Source organism: Butyrivibrio sp. ob235 (genome assembly GCF_900109475.1).
GTDB lineage: Bacteria > Bacillota > Clostridia > Lachnospirales > Lachnospiraceae > Butyrivibrio.
Genome location: NZ_FOBE01000006.1, coordinates 13640 through 35856, shown reverse-complemented (window position 1 = coordinate 35856; position 22217 = coordinate 13640). Strand labels below are relative to the sequence as shown.

The 22217-nt window shown below is 41.2% G+C and carries 12 protein-coding genes and 1 riboswitch; all 12 genes read left to right on the top strand.

The features are described 5' to 3' along the window. Nucleotides 1–8: 8 nt before the first annotated feature. The 12 genes from BMW61_RS06715 (at nt 9) to BMW61_RS06660 (ending at nt 22150) form a co-directional block, all read left to right on the top strand. Nucleotides 9–1694, top strand: coding sequence for an alpha-amylase family protein (locus BMW61_RS06715; protein WP_091820506.1), 1686 nt, complete (start codon nt 9–11; stop codon nt 1692–1694). A gap of 284 nt (nt 1695–1978) precedes the next feature. Continuing rightward, the gene (locus tag BMW61_RS06710; protein ID WP_091820505.1) at nt 1979–3145 is read left to right on the top strand and encodes an Ig-like domain-containing protein; all 1167 of its coding nucleotides are present in this window, start codon (nt 1979–1981) and stop codon (nt 3143–3145) included. 192 nt (nt 3146–3337) lie between these two features. Continuing rightward, nucleotides 3338–4627 (top strand): adenylosuccinate synthase, encoded by a 1290-nt coding sequence (locus BMW61_RS06705; protein WP_022760511.1) that lies wholly within the window; start codon nt 3338–3340, stop codon nt 4625–4627. Nucleotides 4628–4640: 13 nt separating this feature from the next. Beyond that, nucleotides 4641–5630 (top strand): HAD family hydrolase, encoded by a 990-nt coding sequence (locus tag BMW61_RS06700; protein WP_022760512.1) that lies wholly within the window; start codon nt 4641–4643, stop codon nt 5628–5630. Nucleotides 5631–5870: 240 nt separating this feature from the next. After that, the gene (gene infC / locus BMW61_RS06695; RefSeq protein WP_026498495.1) at nt 5871–6383 is read left to right on the top strand and encodes a translation initiation factor IF-3; all 513 of its coding nucleotides are present in this window, start codon (nt 5871–5873) and stop codon (nt 6381–6383) included. A gap of 120 nt (nt 6384–6503) precedes the next feature. After that, the gene (gene rpmI / locus BMW61_RS06690; protein WP_022760514.1) at nt 6504–6704 is read left to right on the top strand and encodes a 50S ribosomal protein L35; all 201 of its coding nucleotides are present in this window, start codon (nt 6504–6506) and stop codon (nt 6702–6704) included. Nucleotides 6705–6767: 63 nt separating this feature from the next. Further along, the gene (gene rplT / locus BMW61_RS06685) at nt 6768–7124 is read left to right on the top strand and encodes a 50S ribosomal protein L20 (RefSeq protein ID WP_022760515.1); all 357 of its coding nucleotides are present in this window, start codon (nt 6768–6770) and stop codon (nt 7122–7124) included. A 360-nt stretch (nt 7125–7484) separates the two neighbouring features. Continuing rightward, nucleotides 7485–7564: riboswitch (cyclic di-GMP riboswitch) on the top strand. 92 nt (nt 7565–7656) lie between these two features. Then, nucleotides 7657–13821: a Cna B-type domain-containing protein gene (locus tag BMW61_RS06680; protein WP_091820503.1), complete on the top strand. Its 6165-nt coding sequence runs from the start codon at nt 7657–7659 to the stop codon at nt 13819–13821. A gap of 165 nt (nt 13822–13986) precedes the next feature. After that, complete coding sequence (locus BMW61_RS21810; protein WP_091820502.1) at nt 13987–15054, top strand: hypothetical protein; 1068 nt, start codon at nt 13987–13989, stop codon at nt 15052–15054. 147 nt (nt 15055–15201) lie between these two features. Then, nucleotides 15202–15885, top strand: coding sequence for a signal peptidase I (lepB, locus tag BMW61_RS06670; protein ID WP_022760518.1), 684 nt, complete (start codon nt 15202–15204; stop codon nt 15883–15885). Nucleotides 15886–15919: 34 nt separating this feature from the next. Beyond that, nucleotides 15920–20596, top strand: coding sequence for a Cna B-type domain-containing protein (locus tag BMW61_RS06665; RefSeq protein WP_091820663.1), 4677 nt, complete (start codon nt 15920–15922; stop codon nt 20594–20596). Nucleotides 20597–20710: 114 nt separating this feature from the next. Then, entirely contained in the window at nt 20711–22150 is a 1440-nt protein-coding gene (locus BMW61_RS06660) for a SpaA isopeptide-forming pilin-related protein (RefSeq protein WP_022760520.1), read from the top strand. Nucleotides 22151–22217 lie beyond the last annotated feature (67 nt).

Genomic DNA, 22217 nt, shown 5'->3' with positions numbered 1-22217 from the left:
GAAACACAATGAGTAAATTTGTAGATAACGGACCTATGCTGAATGCTTACCCCGACAGCTGCGGCGGTACACTCGGCGATATTGTAACCTTCCTTGAGAAGGATGAACTTAAGGATACCTTCAGTTCATTCTATATCCTTCCGAGCATTTACAATACCGATCTGGACAGGGGCTTTTCCGTAATTGATTATGGTATTAATGAGGAGCTTGGCTCAAAGGCTGATTTGGACAGACTCCGCGCCCTTGGAATTGACCTTAAGCTTGATTTTATCTTAAATCATGCATCAGTTCTTTCACCGCAGTTCCAGGATCTTCTGAAAAACGGTGAGAAATCAAAATATGCAGACTTTTTCATAAATTGGAACAAATTCTGGGATGGCTGCGGAGAGATGACCGAGGACGGTTATATCCAGCCTGATGAGAAGTATATAAAGGACATGTTTTTCAGAAAGCCCGGACTTCCGATCCTTATGGTAAGAATGCCTGACGGAAAGGAGATACCGTACTGGAACACCTTCTATCAGGAGGTTCAGTACAGAAGACCGGATGCTCAGGACATTATTAATGCAGTAGAGGAATTTGACGGACAGGGATCCGAGAGAATTCAGTATATGACTGCAGAGAATATTGCGAAGTGTGTCTGCGAGGGTCTTGATGAGGGGAAAAAGCCGGAGGAAATAGATTTCGGTAAATATGCAAAATATCGCGAGGCAATTCTTGAATTCCTTGCAAACGGAAGAAAATATCTCGGACAGATGGATTTGAATATCAAATCAGATCTTGTCTGGGAGCACTATGAGAATACACTTAAGGCGCTTTCAGGATATGGAGCTGCCATCGTTAGACTTGATGCTTTTGCTTATGCTCCTAAGGAGCCTGGTAAGAAGAATTTCCTTAACGAGCCTGATACCTGGGATGTTCTTGAGAAGGTAAGGACTATTGCAGATAAGAACAGCTTGAGACTCCTTCCTGAGATTCACGACAGCTATGGCGCCGGCATCTATGAGAAGGTTGCAGGCAAGGGCTATATGACCTATGATTTCTTCCTTCCTGGACTTCTTATCTATGCGATGGAGCAGAAAAACGGTGAAGCACTTGCACGCTGGGCTAAGGAACTTGTGGATAAGAAAATCCGCGTGGTAAATATGCTTGGATGCCACGATGGCATACCGGTTCTTGATCTGAAGGGTCTTATTCCCGATGAGGAAATCGAGAAGCTGATAGAGACTATTGTCGGAAGAGGCGGACTTGTTAAGAATCTTCACGGACAGAAGAATATGTACTATCAGGTAAATTCAACTTATTACAGCGCTCTTGGCGCTGATGATAAGAAGATGCTCTTTGCGAGAGCGGTTCAGATGTTCATGCCGGGTAAGCCTCAGGTATGGTATCTCGATCTTTTTGCGGGAGAGAACGACTACGCTGCAGTAGAACGAGCTGGCGCGGGCGGACACAAGGAGATTAACCGCACAAATCTTTCAAATGAGGAGATGCTGGAAAAGCTTAGTAAACCGGTTGTGCAGAAGCAGCTTGAACTTTTGAGACTTCGTAATACCGATCCGGCATTCGGTTTTGATGCAAATCTTGATCTTAAACAGGATGGTTCGGTTCTTACCTTTACATGGGAGAATAACGGAAACAAGATCTCGCTTAAGGCTGATTTTGCATCTTATGATTATGAAATAATAAAGTAAAATTTCATAAATATTACATGAAGGTGTTTCTTTAGGAAAACCGGGCGCTTTGGCCCGGTTTTCTTTTTTTATATACCTATTTTATAACAATTTTTATTTCTCTTTATTAATCGTAACAAAAAAATAATAGTGAACTCTGAAAGAATTCACCCCGGGTTTATACATTGATAATTTTTCTATCAATAATATTTATATATTATCAGTACAATACAGATAACAAATATGATTTCCTGCAAAAAAGCGTGAAAAGGCGCAGTTTTTACGGGGGAGGAACGGGGGTAACAATGAGAAAATTTATGTTTAAGCAGCTAAAAACAGCATTGGTGCTTCTGTGTGCCATGCTTATTTTTTTACAGATGATTCCGTGTGCAAAACCGGTGAAAGTATATGCTGCTGAAGAAGAGGAAGAGGAATGCGAAGTTGAGGAAATAGAGCAAGGTGAAGAAGATGATGTTGAAGAATATGAAGAAGACGACGATGATGGCGAGGAAATTAGTTTAGAAGAGGTAGAAAAGAAATCTGAAGGAGAAAATGCCAAAAAGCAGGAAAACCAGCAGAATAAGACTACCGGGAAGCAGGAAAACTTTCAGAAACAGGCAGAATCCGGAAAGCAGGAGGGACAATCTGAAACCGTATTAAAGCAGGCGCCTAAGGGCAGGCAAAAAAAGCTTACGGTTGAATTACCTGCAGAAAAGCCAAGATATTATGATAAGGTGGCAATCGGTGAAGAGATAAAGATTGTTGTTAAATCTAAGGGAAAAAAGATAAACAATAAATATTTGAAGTTTAGTTCCAATAAGAAGTCGGTTGCATCAGTAAATAATGCCGGAATAATCACAGCTAATAAGTACGGCACGGCAAACGTTAAGGTTGTTTACAAAACAAAAAAGAAAAAAACTTATAAGTGCAATATATATGTCACTGTAGCAAAGAGTACTGTGCGGACACTTTATGTAGGTGATTCCAGAAGCGTTGACCTGTTCTCGGCAACGGCTGAATCGGTGTTTGGCGAGGTTCATAACGATATAGTTGTCTGTGCTTTGAATGGCGCAAATGTGAGATTCCTTGGAGAAGTACTTGATCATTCGGATCTTAGCGACTACGACATGATAATAACCTGGATGGGAGCAAATGATTTCGGTCATTTTAAGCCTTATATAGTTAAATACAACGGGCTTGTTTCGAAAGGGAAAAAGCTGGTGGTTTGTTCTGTTGGAATGACAAGGGACGCATTTCTTGATGAGGGCGGACAGCCGCTTTTCAACACCGGAGTTATAAACAGGTTTAATATCCAGCTGATGGACTGGGCAGGAAAAAAGAAAAAGGTAAAGACCGTATCAATGAACGACTACATCGCAAATAAGGTATCTATTGATTCGAAAGACGGGGTGCATTATTCACCAAAGCCCAATAAAGGACTGTGGAACTATATTCTTGATAAGGCGGAATGAACCTTTTTATACATAATTAAATGTAAATTCAAGTCAGCAGATCGAAACAGGCGGTTTTGTATCTGCTGATTTTTTTTATTCATAATATGAAATCCATTTTGCAAAATAATTTACTTATGAAGGATTCTGTAGTATATTATCATGTGGTTATTTTAGTAAACTAAACCGTGTAACACAGAATGGAGAAATAAAATGGTTAAAGCAGTAGTTGGAGCAAACTGGGGAGACGAAGGAAAAGGTAAGATCACAGATATGATGGCCGATCAGGCTGATGTGGTTGTACGTTTTCAGGGAGGCGCGAACGCAGGACATACCATTGTTAATAAGTATGGTAAGTTTGCACTGCATACTCTTCCTTCAGGTGTATTCCACCAAAATATAACAAATATCATCGGCAACGGTGTGGCACTTAATATTCCGGTACTCATCGGAGAGCTTAATTCAGTAATTGAGAAAAATGTGCCGACTCCGAATCTTCTTATTTCAGATCGTTGTCAGATAGTTATGCCGTATCACATTCTTTTCGATCAGTATGAAGAGGAGAGACTTGGCGGTAAGTCTTTTGGATCAACAAAGTCAGGTATCGCACCTTTCTATTCAGATAAATATGCAAAGATCGGTTTCCAGGTTAATGAACTTTTTGATGAGGAGCTTTTAAAGGAGAAGGTAGAGAGAGTTCTTGTTACAAAGAACATCCTTCTTAAGGAGCTTTATCACAAGCCGGAGATCAGTCCTGCAGAGCTTCTTGATACTCTTCATGAGTGGAGAGACATGGTTAAGCCCTATGTTGCAGACACTGCGTTGTTCCTTGAGAAAGCAATTAAGGAAAATAAGACAGTTCTTCTTGAGGGCCAGCTTGGAACTATGAAGGATCCTGACCACGGAATCTATCCTATGGTTACTTCTTCCTCAACATTGGCAGCGTACGGAGCAATCGGAGCAGGTATCGCACCTTATGAGATTAAGCAGATTGTAGTAGTTAACAAGGCTTATTCTTCTGCTGTAGGAGCAGGTGCTTTCACATCAGAGATTTTTGGCGAAGAAGCTGATGAACTCAGAAGACGCGGTGGTGACGGCGGTGAGTACGGTGCAACTACAGGACGTCCTCGTCGTATGGGATGGTATGACTGCGTTGCAAGTAAGTACGGCTGCAGACTTCAGGGTGCAACTGACGTTGCTTTCACTGTTCTCGACGTACTTGGCTATCTTGATGAGATACCTGTATGTGTTGGTTATGAGATTGATGGTGAGGTTACCAAGGACTTCCCTGTAACACATCTTCTTGAGAAGGCTAAGCCCGTATATGAGACACTTCCCGGATGGAAGAGCGATATCCGTGGAATCAAGAAGTATGAAGATCTTCCGGAGAACTGCCGTAAGTACATCGAGTTCATCGAGAAGGAAATAGGATATCCGATCACTATGGTATCTAACGGACCGGCCAGAGAAGATATCATCTATCGCGAGAGCCCGATTAAATAATTGAGGATTATACATGGCTAAACGAGGCAATAATGATAAAACCCCGCTTATCAGACGCATATTGGCAATAATAGGTGTTTTGGTTCTTCTCGGAGTAAACGGTATCTTTTTCACAAAGGCTGTTCGAGGGACCTTTGATACGCCGGGTGCATTTATGACAGCTGCTGTGTCTACTGTTGCAATACCGATAGTAGTCTGGCTCTTTGTGTGGGCTTTTTCGGCCGTTACAGGAAAAAGAACAGTAGCATCTCCGGATCCTTATGGGAGAAATGAGAAAGACGAATCTGAGGATGAGATAAAGGCAGAAGACCTGAATATTGAGGAATCTACAGATAAGTCCGAGACTTCCTCGGTACCAGGGAAACACGACAGGATATCCAATGGAAAAGTCGATACCGTGATTTTTGATATCGGCGGAGTTCTCGCTGATTTTTGCTGGGAACAGTTCATCAAGGATAAGGGTTACGTTGAGGATACAGTAAACAAAATCGCAGAAGCCAGCATTAAATCTCCCGCATGGGATGAATTTGACAGAGGTGTTCTCGATACTATGGAAGTAATACAGGGGTTTGTAAAAAACAATCCTTCCATGGAAGCGGAGTTGTATGATGTTTTCTCTGACCTTAGTGGCCTTTTGAGGAAAAGAGAGCGGACTATTCCCTGGATACGAGCGCTTAAGAAAGCAGGCTTTAAGGTTTTTGTTCTTTCCAATTATTCAAAGCAGGCTGAGGATGCCAACCCCTTTATGAAGGAATTCCTTGATGAGGTTGATGGCGGAATTCTTAGTTATAAGGAACAGATAATAAAGCCCGACAGAAAAATCTTTGAACTTATATGCGAACGATACGACCTTATTCCGGGTAAGTGTGTATTTATAGATGATCTTCAGCGAAATGTAGATGCTGCAAGTGATTTCGGAATGAAGTCAATATTGTTTGAGAGCTACGAACAGGTAGACAGAGAGCTTTCAAAGCTTGGGGTGACCTGTAAGATTGAGATGTAATGTGAAGATTTTTGATTTTTATAAAAATAGTATTGACAGTATAACGATAAGAGTGTTATATTATCCGAGTATGTAAAACAAAGCAGAGGTTTCCACTCTCACCCTGTGGCGCAAAGCTTGCAGGTGTTAATACATCTTAGATACCGCAGATATTGGACTACGCGGTTATTCTGATTGATTGTTAAGTGGACTTCCTTTGTGAGTCCACTTTTTTTATACAAGTTTTGGAGGTACAAAGCTATTAGCAATAACGATTTATTCATCAATGAACAGATCAGAGACAAAGAAGTTCGTGTTATTGGGGTAGACAATGAGCAGCTTGGCGTTATGTCAATTCAGGATGCCAGAAAGCTTGCTGATGAGGCCGGAGTTGATCTGGTTAAGATAGCACCCAATGCTAAGCCGCCGGTTTGCCGTATTGTTGATTACGGTAAATTCAAGTATGAGCAGCTTCGCAAAGAGAAGGAAGCACGTAAGAAGCAGAAAAATGTCGAGATTAAGGAGATAAGACTTTCACCCAATATCGACACTAACGACCTTAATACAAAGGTTAACGCTGCTAAGAAGTTCCTCGAGAAGGGTAACAGAGTTAAAGTTACTTTGAGATTCAGAGGACGTGAGATGGCTCACATGGGAGCAAGTGTGCACATTCTTACAGATTTTGCTGAGGCTCTTGCTGATATCGCTGTGATAGATAAGCAGCCTAAGGTTGAGGGACGTTCTATGACTATGTTCCTTACCGAGAAGAAGTAATGTCTCTTGCTCACAAGGCAAGTTACATATATAAGTAATTGTTCAGCTTGATTATTGGATGATTACACTGTCCTTTCGGACGGATAATGAAATAATTTACAAGCATAGGAGGATTTAGTTATGCAGCACAAGATGAAAACAAACAGATCTGCTGCCAAGCGTTTCAAGGTAACAGGCACAGGTAAGCTGATCCGTAACAAGGCGTACAAGCGTCACATTCTTACAAAGAAGTCTACAAAGAGAAAGAGAAATCTCAGACAGGCAGCAGTAGTTGACGCTACCAATGTAAAGACAATGAAGAAGATTCTGCCTTACGTTTAATCTTAAGTATTATCGTATAAGAGCAGTACCGGTTATTCGAAATTAATTTAGGAGGAAAACGAAATGGCAAGAATTAAAGGTGGCATGAATGCCAAGAAGAAGCATAAGAGAGTTTTAAAGCTCGCTAAGGGCTATAGAGGCGCTAGATCAAAACAGTACAGAGTTGCTAAGCAGTCAGTTATGAGAGCACTTACATCAGCATTCGCTGGTCGTAAGCAGAAGAAGAGAGATATGAGATCTCTTTGGATCACACGTATCAACGCTGCAGCTCGTCTTAACGGAATGTCTTATTCAAACCTTATGCACGGCCTCAAGCTTGCAGAGGTTGAGATCAACCGCAAGATGCTTGCTGAGATGGCTGTAAATGATCCTGAAGGATTCAAGACTCTTACAGAGATCGCTAAGCAGAAGATAGCATAACTATTACGAACCGTTCCCAATGATTTGGGAGCGGTTTTTTTATGCCCAAAAACTTTCAAATTTCGTACATTTTGAAAGAATGATTAACCTAGAATAAACTTTATAAACAAGCATAAATTCTTTGGGAAAAAAGTATGTAAATCCTTGTAAATACTGGCTTGTAAGGGTAAAGTACAAGATAGAGAAGTGATCATAAAAATGGAAAAATATGAAAAAAACATTTAAAAAATGACATTTTATGTTGATTTTTTAAATCAAATATAATATCATAAAATAAGCGAAACGCGTGAAAATGTGTTTCAATTATGATTGAAAAGTTTTCCAAACAGGTTGACTTTTTAGTCCGTAGTTTAATATGGATGGAATTCAGGGCAAAGCTATCGTGAGGTAGTGACGCAAAGCTACAGGGTCTGAGACTTCTCAGACAGCCAGCTGCCTGCGCTTTTATTTTTGGAGCGCGGTTAAAATTCGCAGTGATGATTTGCCCTGTTTGAGAAGCTTCAAACAGGGCGTTCTTTTTTGAGGGATATTTATGGCAAAGCGGTATTTCCGAAAAAATACAGTAGAAAACTATGCTAAAAGGCACGACTTTTTAAGAAGGTGGCTTTCAGTAATGCTGGTTGTCGGTCTTCTGATTACTACCGTTACTTTATATGCCATGAATAAGGCGGCTTCAGCTGTTACCGAAGAGGGAGCTGAGGAAGTTGGTATGGTCCTTAATCCCGAAGCTCTGGGTAGTCCTGAGGGCGGTGAAGAGGAATCCGCAGAGGAGAGCTCTGAGGAAGAATCCGGTGAGGAGTCCGGTGAAGAGATTGCAGAAGAATCCTTCGAGGAGTCATCTGAGGAATCTTTTGAGGAGGAATATACCGAAGAAGGCAGCGGCGAGGAGTCCGCAGAAAATCAGGAAGAATATGTTGCTGATGCCGGAGAAGCTGAGGAATATTCCGAACAGAGCTCTGAGGAAATTGTGGAAAATGAGGAGACTTCAGGAGAAGAGGGAAATGATGAAAGTATAGAGGAAGGCTCTGAAGAGACTATAGAAGACGAAAATGCTGGAGAGACAACTGAAGAAACAACACAGGAGCTTGCAGAGGAAGCACCTGATAGTATAGAACTTTCAGCAGATGTCAGACTCACAGTTTCTTATATTGACGAAGCAGGCGAACTTATTAAGGATGAGGAAGGAAATGCTGTAGCTGATGAAAGAGAGATGAACCTCTCAGAGGGACTTGATCTTACAGCAGGAAGCAGCGATGTGCGTGAAATAGAGGGTTACACCTATGTAGGTGCAGCCCTTGATGACGTGCCTGTAACCGGAATTACTGTTAAAAGACTTGAATCCGAAGGCGAAGAAAGCGGATTTAAGTATTACGAAGCTACCGATGAAAGCGGAAATACCTATGATGTCACTTCTGATGCTAAGCTTGTAATCACCTATCTTAAATCCGAAGAGGAGGTGGCAGAGAGCGAAGGCAAGAGATCAAAAGTAATAATAGATGATGTCGCTGTTACCGCAGTTTATGTAAATTCTGCAGGCGAGCATATCAAGGAAGACCAGAAACTTGAGCTTACAGAAAATCTTGATCTCTCCAAGGCGGAAGAGACTGAAAAGATAGATGGATATTTCTTTAAGGAGGTTACTTATCAGGATAAGAAAGTAGCTTCGGTAAACATTGTTGAAAAAGACATCACTGATGAAATGATCGACAAGGCCATCGAAGAAGGCAAGTCTGTCGAGCTGACGGAGAAGAATACGAGAGATTCTTCTGAAAACAGTTCTGCAACGGCAGCGGAAGATGCAGCTAATGAAACAGCTACTGATAGTGAAACTTCCGAAGCTTCAGGAACATCTTCCACAGGAAAGAATATTGTGATAATCGTGGAAGCTGAGGATGGAACCAGAACGATAGAGGAAGGCAGTGCAACCACATATAAGACCTATGAGGTTGTTACTGTTGAAGGTGAGACTATCGAGGTTACAGAGGACTCCGAGATTTCCTTCACTTATCTTAATGCTAATACTCAGGATACCTTCACTGTAACCAATGACAAGGTAACTGTTACAGTTAAACTCTCCAATCCCGGATCACTTCCGGAGGGAGTGGAACTTGTAGTGTCCGAAATCAATGAGAATTCCAGCGGATACAACTATGATGCATATCTGCAGGCTATGAACGAGAATGCAGAAAGCATTGCCTCTGCCAGCGGACAGGAAGAGGCTCAGATTTATGACAAATCCAATACTCTTATATATGACATCTGCTTCAAGCTGGATGGCGTTGAGTATCAGCCTGCAGAGGGAACAGCTTCTGTTTCCATGCAGCTTATAGAGAATCAGCTTTCAGAGGATCTCGGCGCAGAAAATGAGGAGGACGTAACTGTAATCCACATGCCCGTATCCGAGGAAGTAATGCAGAATGTTGATTCAACTGAGGAAGCTACAAACATTTCCTCAGGAGATATCTCCATCGAAGTTATGCCTGAAAGCAATGCAAATCTTGAAGGAGACAAGGACAGTGTTGAGTTTGAAACAGATTCCTTCTCAGCCTGGGCTATAACTATCAACGGAACCTATTCCTGGACCGGAAATAATAGCATGTCATCTTCCCAGATTGCAGAGGGACTTGGCGATAACATTTATTTCAGCGTTGTTGCAAATGATCTTGCGCTAGTTACTCACTCTGAAGGAAACGTTGCCGTTGTAAATCTTCAAGGTGGCGCCGCAGGCAATGCACTTGGTAATTCTACGAATGTTTATACTCACATCAGCGGATTTGACCTCACGGTTACAAGAAATGCATCAAGAGCCGGAAGATATAATTTTGCGATTTACTCAAATTCCAAGGCTGAGGGTAATCCGGTTCATACTTTCAGCATAGATGTTACCAGTAACGGTGGAAGCGGAACCTATACCGTTCCTGTAGATGCTAAGCAGTATACTAATCTTTTCGTGTTTGAGCTTGATTCTCAGGGTAAGCCTATAACTGATTCAGCAAAGTATGTTTCTGCGGATAACGGCAAAGGAGATAATTCCCTTATCGGAAAATTCAGCGATAACTATGTAGAGAACATGAATGGTAATTCTCCTCAGTATGTCATTCAGAAAGTGGATGGACAGACAATCAATCTCTATGTAAAGAATGAGAACAAGGTTTACAGGAAAACGGGAGACGACGTTAAGGATGAGGCTTTAACAAGTCCTTATCCTGTAAATGTTGGAAGCCTTCTTTCGCAGGCATATTCATTATCAAAATCTCTGGCATATATAAAGACCAATGATTCGGTTGAAGTTGTGAATATTAAGGCGACAACAGGAAACTTCAGGGAAGATGTGGGTAATGCCCTCGGAAAAGATCAGAACTGGATTACAGCCGAAAACGGAGGCTTTAGTTTTGGCGGCAAGCTCTTGGTAATAAATCTTGATCTTACAAGGTTTGTAGATAAGGGTTATGCAATAACCCAGTTTATTGCGAACGGCTCGAAGAGCGGTCAGGACTGGGAAGAAGTCGCAAATCAGATAATTATAAATCCTGTTCAGAAGGTTAACGGCGAATATGTGCCCTATACAGGAGCACTTACTCTTCAGGCAACCTCCGGCACGATTGTTGCGCCTTCTGCATATGTCAAGCACGAATCCGGTAACCACGTCGGAACAATCATTGGAAGCACTGTAAATCATGCAAGCGGTGAGATTCATAAGATTACTGTTCAGAGATACCTTACGCTCAAAGGCAACGTTACAATCAGCGACGGCGAAGGCGAAGTAGGCGGATCACTCGAATTTAATGTTATTAAAAAAATCAACGGCTCAAAAGACAATGTGACGGAAACATTCTCCTTCAAGCTGGAGAGACTTGTTGACAATAAAACCAGATGGGATACGGTTGAATCTGATATTAAAAACGCAGGCAGCAACATAAGCTTTAAGGTTGAGGATATATCTCTAAATGATCATCTTAAGGATATGACTGTCGGACAGACCTATGTATTCAGATTTACAGAAAATAAGCTTCCTGACAATTCGCCCTACACTAAGGACGGATCCTTTATCCTTGTGAAGGTTAAGGATTATCGTACGGCGAAGCAGGAAATAAACTATTACCGCGTTCCGATGTATGAGGAGGACACGGAAGGTAAGATAATACTGGATGAAAAAGGCGAAAAGAAGGTATATTACGGATACAGTGATGTTCTTCAGAACCCTTCTCAGGCGCCTAATTACTGCAATACTGCACACCGTGTTTATGATGATGATATCGCTTTCAATAACACCAAGGGCGGAAGTCTTACGATTAAGAAAGTTTGGAACTACGATTCCTTTAAATATCCGTTCATTTATGTGTATGTATGCGGACGTGCAGGTGGTAAGGATATTACTTCAGAAAGCAGATTAGTAACGCTCAGCTGGGAGAATAACTGGACTGAAACAATTACAGACCTGACAACAGCTACTGCAAAGGGTAGTCCTATTATCTATAGGGTTGCAGAAGTAAATGCGATAGATGCTTACGGCAACGTGCTGGATTACAATACAATTCTTGCAAGACTTAATGCCGGTGACCACAGATTGCTTCTCTATGACGATGGTGACACTGATGCTAATAATGTCACTAAGTATTCGGACGGGCAAAGTGCAGTACTTCCGGGCGGAGATGTGAGAATAAGCAAAGCTTCAAATGGATATGTGGTAAGCTACAGCACTACGGTTCCGAATATGAAGTCTACCTATGGCGGAAGCTCATGGCAGAGAGTTGGGTTTGTTGACGGTAACGGCGGCGAAGTAACAATAACCAATACTCAGGTAATAGACTTTGAGGTTACGAAGAACTGGATACTTGATGGGAAAAATCTTCCGGATAAGAGTCTGGTAAAGATAGAGCTCTGGATGAATTCAGCAAATATCCAGGATCAGGCAACAGGTATTGAGCCGGTTGTGGTAACTGATAATATTACGCCTACAGTTGAAGGTGCTGACACGGCATGGACATACACCTGGAAGACACTTCCTGCCTTTGATTCCCAGGGAGAGCCGATAGTTTACTATGCAAAAGAAACTTTGATTCCTGAGGGATTTTCATCAGATGCTGAGACAGAGGGTAAGAAGGTAACTACTGTCACGGAAAACTATAAGGATTCGAGCACAGGATGCGAGAGACTAAGGAAAGTAAGCATTACCAATACCGGAATGTCTCTTAAGCTGCATATGAACAAGCTTCTTGATGCAAAGGATCCCGGAACCGAGAAGTACTACTTCTGGGTAAGGATGTATGATGAAGAGACAGGCGATTGTAAGGGGAGATATCTTCCGGATCACAACTGGGTCGCAAATAACGGAAAAGCGATTGATTATGAAATCGATCCCGCTGCATGGGAAATGAAGGTTGGCGGAACTTACTACTTCCTCTTCAGAGAGGGTAAGTGCGACGAAAACAATAAAACTACCTGCACGATGGATCCGGGTGCAATAATTGCAAAGGTGAATTATACAGCGATAGGCACAGCTGAAATTCACTATTACAAAGTTTATGAGTCCTCGGATACTGATGCATTATTTGCCAATAATTCTCTGGCGCCATCATATTGCACAAATGAAGTGACAGATGATGATGTGGCATTTAAAAATAAGACCGGTGCAAGTGCGGATATTTATGTTGTGAAGGAATGGGATTCACTTGTGGGACCTCCGCTTACGGATTCCTGGACACCTGATAACATTTTCGATGTAATAGTTAAGCTCTATTCGAAAGAGGATGGAAAAGAGACACTGGTCGGAACCAAGACCATTAGCGTATCCGATAATTCAACCGCTGATTCAAAGAAGGAAAGACTTGGCGGAAGAGGCGGATATCCGAGCGTATGGACAGGAAGATCCAACCCGATAGTTTTCGAGGATATGCCGGCTTATGACTCAAAGGGCAACAAGATAGAGTACTTTGTAAGAGAGTACTGTATGTATGAAGGCCAGGAAACAGAGCTTACTTTGAACGGAGCGACAGTAAACGGATATAAGCTTACCGACAAATATACTGAGAAAGCAAAAGATGGCTCAACACAGTTTGTTCTCCACAATACTCCTTACCTCATAATTCAGAAGGAGTGGACAATAAACGGTCAGCCTGTTTCTGCTGAAAGTGCAAAGAGCTTTGGTGCAGTTTTCGTAAACCTTTATCAGTCCTATCGAAAATCCGGCGATGACGGAGCATATCAGGGTGATGCATCAAGCGGTATAAATGGTATAAAACTAATACAGTCAGCGATTGTTTTATCTGCAGATAATGACTGGACTTATGAGGTTGCGGTTGAAAGAAAGCATGATGCGGAGCAGCAGTATGTATACTATATCCGTGAGTGTGATAAAGACGGAAATCCTTATCCCGACAGTAATCTGCGTACTTACTATGATTACAATTACAATAATGTGACAAAACTCTCCGATTACAGGTATGCGCGTGGATTTACGGATAGGAATAACGGAGGAAGTCAGGGTACGACGACCTGGAACCTTGCCTATGTTTCGGGAAACAATTTCCCGTTCATTAAGCTTAAAGTAGTAAATGAGCGCGGAGGTTATACGCTTCCTAATTCCGGTGGAAGTGGCACGATGAGATATTATCTTGGCGGACTGGCTCTTATTATGCTTGCCTTTGCAGGCCTGGCCATCATGCTGCTGAAGAAGTACGGACATAGAAAATTGTAGTACAATTATACTTTTGGTTAAAAAGTTTATAAATTATAGTCAAAAATGACTATTACGAAAATAATAGCACTGGGCTATAATGTGTATGCGTTTTTTGTAATGTATTCTTTAAGTCATAATCTAATAATTGTTGCGATCAAAGATTGGTGTTCATAGAGGTGAGCCATGGCACAGAAAGAATTACGAAAACTTAACAGAAAAGAACTTCTTCAGATGCTTGTTGAATTTTCCGAAGAAAGTGAGGCAATAAGAGCCCACGAGAAGGAGATGCAGGAACAGTTCGACAAGGAGAGAGAACAGCTCCTTCAGCAGATGGCTGACGAGAGAGCGGATCTTTTGGCCAAGTTCGATGAAGAGAAGGCTGAGATGAGAAGCAAATTCACGCAGCAAAAGGAAGAACTTCAGGCCCAGTACGCAAAGGAGAAGGCAGCATATATGCAGCAGGCTGCCATTGAAAGAGCTGCGCTTCTTAACAGCTTTAATGAAGAGAAAGCAGAGATGCGTGAAAAATTCAACGAACAGAAGGCAAAGGCAGAGGCACTTTTCCAAAAGGATATCACGGGACTTAGGGCCAGACATGAGAGAGAGTTCAAAGGCTTTCATGCGCGCCTTGAGAGAGAAAGAGATGCCCTTCACGCTGAGGAAGAGAAGAAGTTACAACAGATAGAAGATGCAGGCACACTTGCCGAGGCGGTACTTTCCATAAACGGCTTCTTTGAAGCTGCAAAGAAGGCCGCAGAGCAGTATGAAGAGACTATAAAGAAGATAGAGGCTATGAGAATAGCAGAAGCTGAGCGCGGATTTAAACCTGAGGAAAAGGGCGAATCCGAGGAGATGCTCAGGATTAAGAGACTTTCAGGAACTCTTAAGAAGACAGAGGCAGCTGAGAAGGCCGCTGAACCGGAAGAGTTAGTTGAAGCTGAGGCTGATGAGAATAAGGCTTTGGAAGCTGTCGATGAAAAAACTGAAAAGAAAACCGTAAAGAAAACGACAGCGAAAAAAACTACGACTAAAAAGTCGACAACCAAAAAAGCAACAACTAAAAAAACAACAGGCGAAAAAAACTCAATCACAAAAAAGAAAGCCACCTCCAAGAAAACTAAAACAGATGATGAGGTTGAAAGCGGCGAAATAGCTGAGGTTAAGAAAACTCAATCAAAAAAAGCAAAAAAAATTGAGGAAACTGAAAATTCAACCACCACTGAAAACCCCGCCGCTGTGGATGAAGCATGAGTAATCAACGCTGTCAAGTACGAATTATGAATAAATCATTTCATATTTCGTAAACATAAAAATTTGTACCTCACTTATAATGAGAAAGCTACCCGCTGAATCGCATTTATTCAAGTGCGTTTTAGCCTGGACTAAACAAGGAGTAATATGGATACGGAAATCAAAAAAGTCCAAGTCGAAGAAACTCCAAATGATCAATTGAATAAACCGTCGCTGGATGAACTGAAGGCAGAGCTTAAGCGCGAATACAGAAAGCACGACTATAAGAGAGCCCTAAGGAATACTCTTGTGGTTATCGTAGTTGTTGCGGCGCTATCGGTACTTGTATCAAGCTTTTTTATCACAGTTCTTAAGGTTACCGGTGACAGCATGACTCCCACTCTGGAGACAGGACAGATAGTAATAGCGAATAACTATTCTGAGTTCAAAACAGGAGAACTTATCGCTTTTTACTACAACAACAAGGTGCTTGTTAAACGAGTTGTTGGATCTCCGGGAGACTGGATCAACATTGACGAGACCGGCAAGGTATTTGTCAATGGCGTAGAACTTGATGAACCATATATTTCGGATCCGAGTCAGTATGCTGCCGGAATGGGAGAAGGCGACAAGGTTGAGTTCCCGTATCAGGTACCGGATAAGAGGTACTTTGTTCTGGGAGATCACAGATCGGTTTCGATTGATTCAAGATCCACCACAGTTGGATGCGTTTCCGCAGAACAGCTGATTGGCGGAGTGTTTTTCAGGATATATCCTTTTAAGGATTTCGGGGGAATTGAAAGTAAGGCCAGCACCGGCAATGAAAGCATGGAAGAGCCGGAATTGCAGTAAAACGGGATGGAGAACAGGTTAAGGGAAGGAAAGAATGAGGAATCTAGATAACAATCGCGTTGAGGGGTTTGTAAAAAAGCACATTTTCTTAAAAAGATGGATATCTGTGATGCTTGTTGTAGCACTACTTGTTACCTGCACAACAATGTATGCCCTTAATAAAGCGGCATCCGCAGTATCTGAGGAGACCGCAGAAGATGTGGGAATGGTGCTTACCGGTGAAGGCAGCGAAGAGGGAACTGAAGAAGCCGGAGTTACAAACGAAGAAGAAAGCACAGAAAACGCGACTCCTGTAGAAAATAGCGAAGAAGGTGAAAGTTCTGAAGAGAACGCAGCTGCTTCAAGTGAAGAAGCTGAAAGCGCAAATACAAGTGAAGAGGCTTCCGCTGAAAGTGAGACAGGTGCTTCAGAGACTGAGAATGTAGAAAATACAGAGAATTCTGAAACTTCAAATGAAGGTGAGAGCACAGAAGAGACTGCTGTTACAGAAGAAGTAAATGCTTCTACTGAGGGTGAAAGCTCTGAGGAGAACGCAGCAGGTGAGGAAACTGAAATTGAGGAGCAGACTGAGAATACAGAAGATAGTTCTAAGCTTGCAGATAGTGGAGACACCGAGCTTACAGAGGATGTTGTTCTCACAGTTTCTTATGTGAATGAAGCTGGCGAGAAGATTGCTGACGAAAAAGAGATCAACCTTTCCGAGAGCCTCGACTTTACTACCGAAGCTCCCAAGCAGGAAGGCTATGAGTTTGTAAATGCTGCAATCGACGGAACAGTAATCACCAAGATCGTCGCTAAGAAGGACGCAAACGATCACAAGTATTACGAAGTAACTGCTGAAGATGAAACAGTTGTTTCCATAAAGGAAAACAAGACGGTAGTTCTTACATATGCGCTGGTAGTAGAAAGCGATATAACACTTACTGCTAAGTATGTTGATAAGGATGGAGCAGAACTCAGAGAAGCAACTAAGCTTAATATAGGTGAAGAGCTTGGCATTTCAAAGAAAGAAAATGTTGAAGCTATCGAGAACTACTTCTATATTGGCGCTGCTTATAACAATCAGAAAATCACATCAATAAAGGCTGTACTTGGAGAAAATGCAGCAGTTTCTGATGGTAATGCTGCTGAGGGTGCAAACAAAGCTTCTTCTTACGAGTTAACAACTAAAGATGGACAGATCATTACAGTAAATGAAGATGCTGAGATAATCCTCACATATTACAAGGCAAGTACAGAGACAGAGTTTACATATTCTGATGATAAGGTAACAGTTGTTGCGACTATGAACTCACAGGGTATTTTCCCTGAAGGCATAGAACTTAGTGTTACCGAGATCAATGCTAAGACAGAAGGATATAACTATGATGCATATCTTAAGGCGATGAATGACAATGCTGATAAGATTGCAGATCGTAATGAGGAAGAAAAAGCTCAGACTTTCGATGAGACTAATACTCTTCTTTATGACATAGCTTTCAAACTTGACGGGGTTGAATATCAGCCTGAGGCAGGTGCGGTTACAGTATCCATGAAGCTGAATGAGAAACCTGTTTCAGAAGACAATGGATTTGTAAAGCCCGAGGATGTCTCAATTGTTCATCTGCCTATTTCCGAAGCTGTTATGGAAAATGTAGATGCTACGAGTGAAGCAACTGACTTTACTGCTGAAGATGTTAAAGTAGAAGTCCTTGATGAAAAAGAAAACAACGTAGAGGTTGAGTTCGAAGAAGAATCAGATAATGTTTCATTTGATTCAGGATCATTCTCAACATATGCATTGGTTTATTTGTGGGGCAATATCATTTCCTGGGAAGGAACGAACACAATGTCTGCGGATGAGATTGTAAGGTCTCTTGGTGACAGCACAATGTTTGGTGCTGTAGCAGATACTTACGAGGGATCCGGAGATGCTGACATCGAGGCTAACATAGCTGTTAATCATTTGAAGAAAATTATTGATTTTGGTAATTCTTCAGAGGTTTATACACATGTTTCCTATGATGGATACAATATTACAAAATACTCCACAAAACCCGGTGTTTTCTACTTCGGTTTATATTCTGAGGAATATACCAAGAAGAATACCAATCCAAAGAATATTGGATATTTCGGAATAAATGTTACAGGTCAATCTGAAACGGTTAGTCTATTAGATGCGTTTAGTAAAGAAACACTGAAATCATATGGAAGATTTTATGTGTATGAGATTGATCCGGCTAGTGGAAACATAGTTCCTAACGGAGGTACTTTCAAGAGTAATAATACTGAATTTACCGTAACGTATGACTCAAATGCGTTCGTTACTGAAAGTGACAAGGATATAGTCAGAACATTCAGTACTTCATTTGTTGAGAGCAATGAGACCGGTACAAACTTATATGATGCACTGAAGACAATCGATGGAAATACGGTTGTTGTTAAGAATAGAGATGGCTCTTATACTGAGTACTCTTTCCCTAATAACAGTAAAGGAAAGACTTATGAAGGAAAAGTATATAAAGCATCAGAGCTACTTGATACAGCTAAGAATGTTTCTAAACAGCTTGCTCTTTTAAAGAGTAGCGATGACGTAATAGTTATAAATGCTATTGGAACAAGTGATGGCTTTAGAAAGGATGTTACAAAAGCTTATAAGAATACACTGGATGAAGATACTGTTAATAACTATTTGACAAGATATGGTATCGATCTTGGTAATAAGCTTCTTGTAATAAATCTTGATCTTACACTTTGTGGTGGTAATTATGATATCACGCAGTTCGCTGTAAGAGATGCTGCGGGAAATATAATTCCCACAGGACAGGGTTGGAATGAGATTGCAAATCAGATAATCATCAATCCATTGCAGCGTGACAGCAACAATAATTTACTTCCTTATCAGGGTACGCTTTCTCTGGATACAGTATCAGGAACATTCCTTGCTCCTGAGGCTAAGGTGATTATTGATAATGGAGCAGTTCCCGGAGCTGTTATTGCAAACTATATTTACCAGAAGAAGGAAATACATAAGCTTACAGTAAGAAAGCGTCTCAATGAAGAGGCAAGTATCGGCATTAACAACGTTCATGACAGTGCGACGGGTAACCTTCGTATTCATAAGATGGTTGTTAACGAGTTTGGAGAAAAGCAGGTAAGAGAAGACAGAAATTCTGCAATCTTGCAGAATGTTTACTTCAAACTGCAGAGAGAGGGGGACGACTCATATATCTGGTTTAGGGGCTTTGTAGGAAGTGCCGGAAAAGAAGACTATGCTTATGAATACACCTCTAAGCATAAGCCTAAGAAGGATAAAAAGACTAAACAGGATATCAAATACAGAGTCGTCTATAACGACAGTGCGCAGTGGACTATATTTGACCTTCCTGCAGGAACTTATACAGTTACAGAGGTTGGAGATGGACTTACATTCGAGTATGATCCTTCAAATGATTCAATCACTGTTAAGCAGGACGCAGAGCTGACACGTGTTACGCATTATGCGGTTACAGTTGACTCTGAAGGTGGCAAATACATGGGCGACGGCGGAAATAACTTTAGAGCCGTTTTCTCATCAAATGTTCAGAATAAGAGTTACAATCCGCCTGAAAATGTCCATGTAGGTGGTGCTACAGAAACTGTACAGATATCAAATTACTACAGTCCTCCGTTTGCTCCTATCTGGGCTACTAAGAATCTTTTAGGTGGTAATTGGCTTGATGATATGGAATTCACCTTTGAAATTACACCTATGGGATACAATATAACAAATTCTGAGGGAATGCCGTATTCAAACAGTGATCCTCAACCTATGCCTGAGCATAATACTGTGACAGTGGGTAAGGATAAACAGACAAATGGCGTTGCTATAGCTGATTTCGGAAATATCCTGTACAGATACGAGGGTACATACAAGTACAAGATTACGGAGCAAAAAGGTGATGCTTCCGGGGTGGATTATGATACCAAGGCATATTATGTTGTAGTTGTTGTTGGTAAGAAGGACACCTATTTCACTAAGAGTTATACATACTCGAAGCTTGCTAATCCGGGTATACCTAATTCGACGAATCAGACGGAAGAATTCCATTATCTTGGTGCGGATGTTTATTATTACCTGGATGAAAATTGCACACAGCTTGTAGAAACCTGTGAGGTTTACCTTGGAACAAATCCGAAGACAGGTGCGCTTGACACATCAGCTTATAAGGTGATGTGCTCAAATGCTACAAGCAAGGTTGTATTTAATAACACAGCGTATGGAACTCTTACAGTCAAGAAAGAGTGGATTAAACCCGAATCTAATGACGGAGAAGTAATACCTAAGGAAATTACAGCTTACATTAAGCAGAGGATTGCCGGAAATAATAATGGTTGGAAGGTTTATAAAACCATTCAGCTCACTGATAAAAACGGATGGACCTGGAATGAGGAGAGACTTCCTATCATCGATGCTCAGGGTAATACCTATGAGTACACTGTTGAGGAAGAAGCATATGATACATATGATATTTCCTACAAATACAATAACAATTCTGTTCAACCGGGATTCGTAATGAGTCTTGGAGATGGAAACAGTTATGGAAATGCAACTATTACGAACAGAATACTTGTTGTAAATGTACTTCCATCATCCGGCGGCATGGGAACGGTTCCGTTCATGATAATCGGAATTGTTATGATAACAGCGGCAGCAGGAGCATTGCTCTTTGGCCGCAGAAAAAAGGATTAAAATGCTAAAAGCATTTTAACAAGGTGCTCATTTGCACCTGATATAAGTAGTAACAAAGCAACTAAAAAACGTCTAAAACAGACAAGATTCAAGACAAAAGGAGAGAGGTTTTACATGAAAGGTTTAAAGAAATTTATCACAGGAATCCTTGCCGGTGCTATGGCATTTTCCATAACATTTACTGCAGGTTCCGCAATGACAGCAAATGCTGCTGACATCACTATCACAAGAGATTCTTCAGCTACTCAGACAGGCGTGGATGAAGCTGCAGTAGAAGCACAGACTTACACTGTATATAAGATTCTCAGTGCTGAGAAAGCAGACAATAATGAGTATACATATTATGTAACAGACACTAATCAGAAAGCTGTTCTTGAGCAGATCGGTTTTACTTTTTCACAGGTATCAGTAAACGGAGAGACAAGATATCTTGCAAACTTTACAGGAACTGATGGAGATGCATTAGCTAAGGCTATTCAGGAGAAGCTTAGTACAAACGCATTTACTGCAGTTGCAACTAATGTACCGGCTACAGCAGGCGCGACAAAAATTCCTGTAGGCGATGACGGATACTATCTTATTATTTCATCTGTTGGTACAAAGCTTATCGCTAACACATTTGTTGATGGTGGTACTGTAAAAGAGAAGAATGTTTATCCTACTCTTGATAAGAAACAGAGAAAAGAGAACGTAGGAGATTATTCAGACGATAAACTTGTAGTTAAGGTTGGAGACATTATTGAATATAGCATTGATGTTACTGTACCTTACAACACAAGTGAAGATATTATAGTTTTGGATAAGATGTCTTCCGGTCTTGAATTAGTTGGAACTCCTGAAGTTTCTGGTATTTCAACTTCTTATGAGGAATATGCTGTTGAAGGATATAGTTTTGGCTTTAAGTTTGCTAAAACAACATCTACAGAACCAGCTTCTCAGGCAGGTAAAATCACTTTCAAGGCTAGAGTAACTAAGGATGCTATCGTTGATACAGGCAGAAAGAACGAAGCAGAGCTTAGATATGGTAATTACATTACAAAGGATGAGGTTCCTTATGGCTTAAAGAAGACCGGTGCTCATAAGTATGATGGTGTTACAAATGCTAATCTTGCAGGCGCTGAGTTTACTCTTGAGATGGTAAATGGAGAAGAAGTAACAGAGATTAAAGTGGTTAAGCATGACAATGGTGTATATTATCCCAGCGATGAAGCTGATGCATCTTCAACAGTTGTTTCTGATGCTAATGGTCTGATCATTATTCGTGGTCTTGAGGATGGCAAGAATTATCAGCTGAGAGAGACAAAGGCTCCTGAAGGATATAACCTTCCTGCAGGTGATGATGCAGTATTCAACCTTGATTTAGAGGACGATACATTAGGAACTGATGGATCTGTCAGCAACCCTGCAAATCTCAGAGAGATTGCAAACTATAGCGGTGCTACACTTCCTTCAACAGGTGGTATCGGTACAACAATTTTCTACATCATCGGTGGACTTCTCATCGTAGCAGCTGTTGTATTCTTCGTAGTACGCAGAAAGGCTGACGCTGAGTAATTCAAGTTCGTTGAAGTAGAGGGATTATTACACGTATTTTATTACTGGAATAATTGAATCTTGTTTC

Excerpts from the sequence above, each read along its gene's own strand:
- BMW61_RS06715 (WP_091820506.1), top strand. The coding sequence starts at position 9 with ATGAGTAAATTTGTAGATAACGGACCTATGCTGAATGCTTACCCCGAC.
- BMW61_RS06710 (WP_091820505.1), top strand. The coding sequence starts at position 1,979 with ATGAGAAAATTTATGTTTAAGCAGCTAAAAACAGCATTGGTGCTTCTG.
- BMW61_RS06705 (WP_022760511.1), top strand. The coding sequence starts at position 3,338 with ATGGTTAAAGCAGTAGTTGGAGCAAACTGGGGAGACGAAGGAAAAGGT.
- BMW61_RS06700 (WP_022760512.1), top strand. The coding sequence starts at position 4,641 with ATGGCTAAACGAGGCAATAATGATAAAACCCCGCTTATCAGACGCATA.
- rpmI (WP_022760514.1), top strand. The coding sequence starts at position 6,504 with ATGCAGCACAAGATGAAAACAAACAGATCTGCTGCCAAGCGTTTCAAG.
- rplT (WP_022760515.1), top strand. The coding sequence starts at position 6,768 with ATGGCAAGAATTAAAGGTGGCATGAATGCCAAGAAGAAGCATAAGAGA.
- BMW61_RS06680 (WP_091820503.1), top strand. The coding sequence starts at position 7,657 with ATGGCAAAGCGGTATTTCCGAAAAAATACAGTAGAAAACTATGCTAAA.
- BMW61_RS21810 (WP_091820502.1), top strand. The coding sequence starts at position 13,987 with ATGGCACAGAAAGAATTACGAAAACTTAACAGAAAAGAACTTCTTCAG.
- lepB (WP_022760518.1), top strand. The coding sequence starts at position 15,202 with ATGGATACGGAAATCAAAAAAGTCCAAGTCGAAGAAACTCCAAATGAT.
- BMW61_RS06665 (WP_091820663.1), top strand. The coding sequence starts at position 15,920 with ATGAGGAATCTAGATAACAATCGCGTTGAGGGGTTTGTAAAAAAGCAC.
- BMW61_RS06660 (WP_022760520.1), top strand. The coding sequence starts at position 20,711 with ATGAAAGGTTTAAAGAAATTTATCACAGGAATCCTTGCCGGTGCTATG.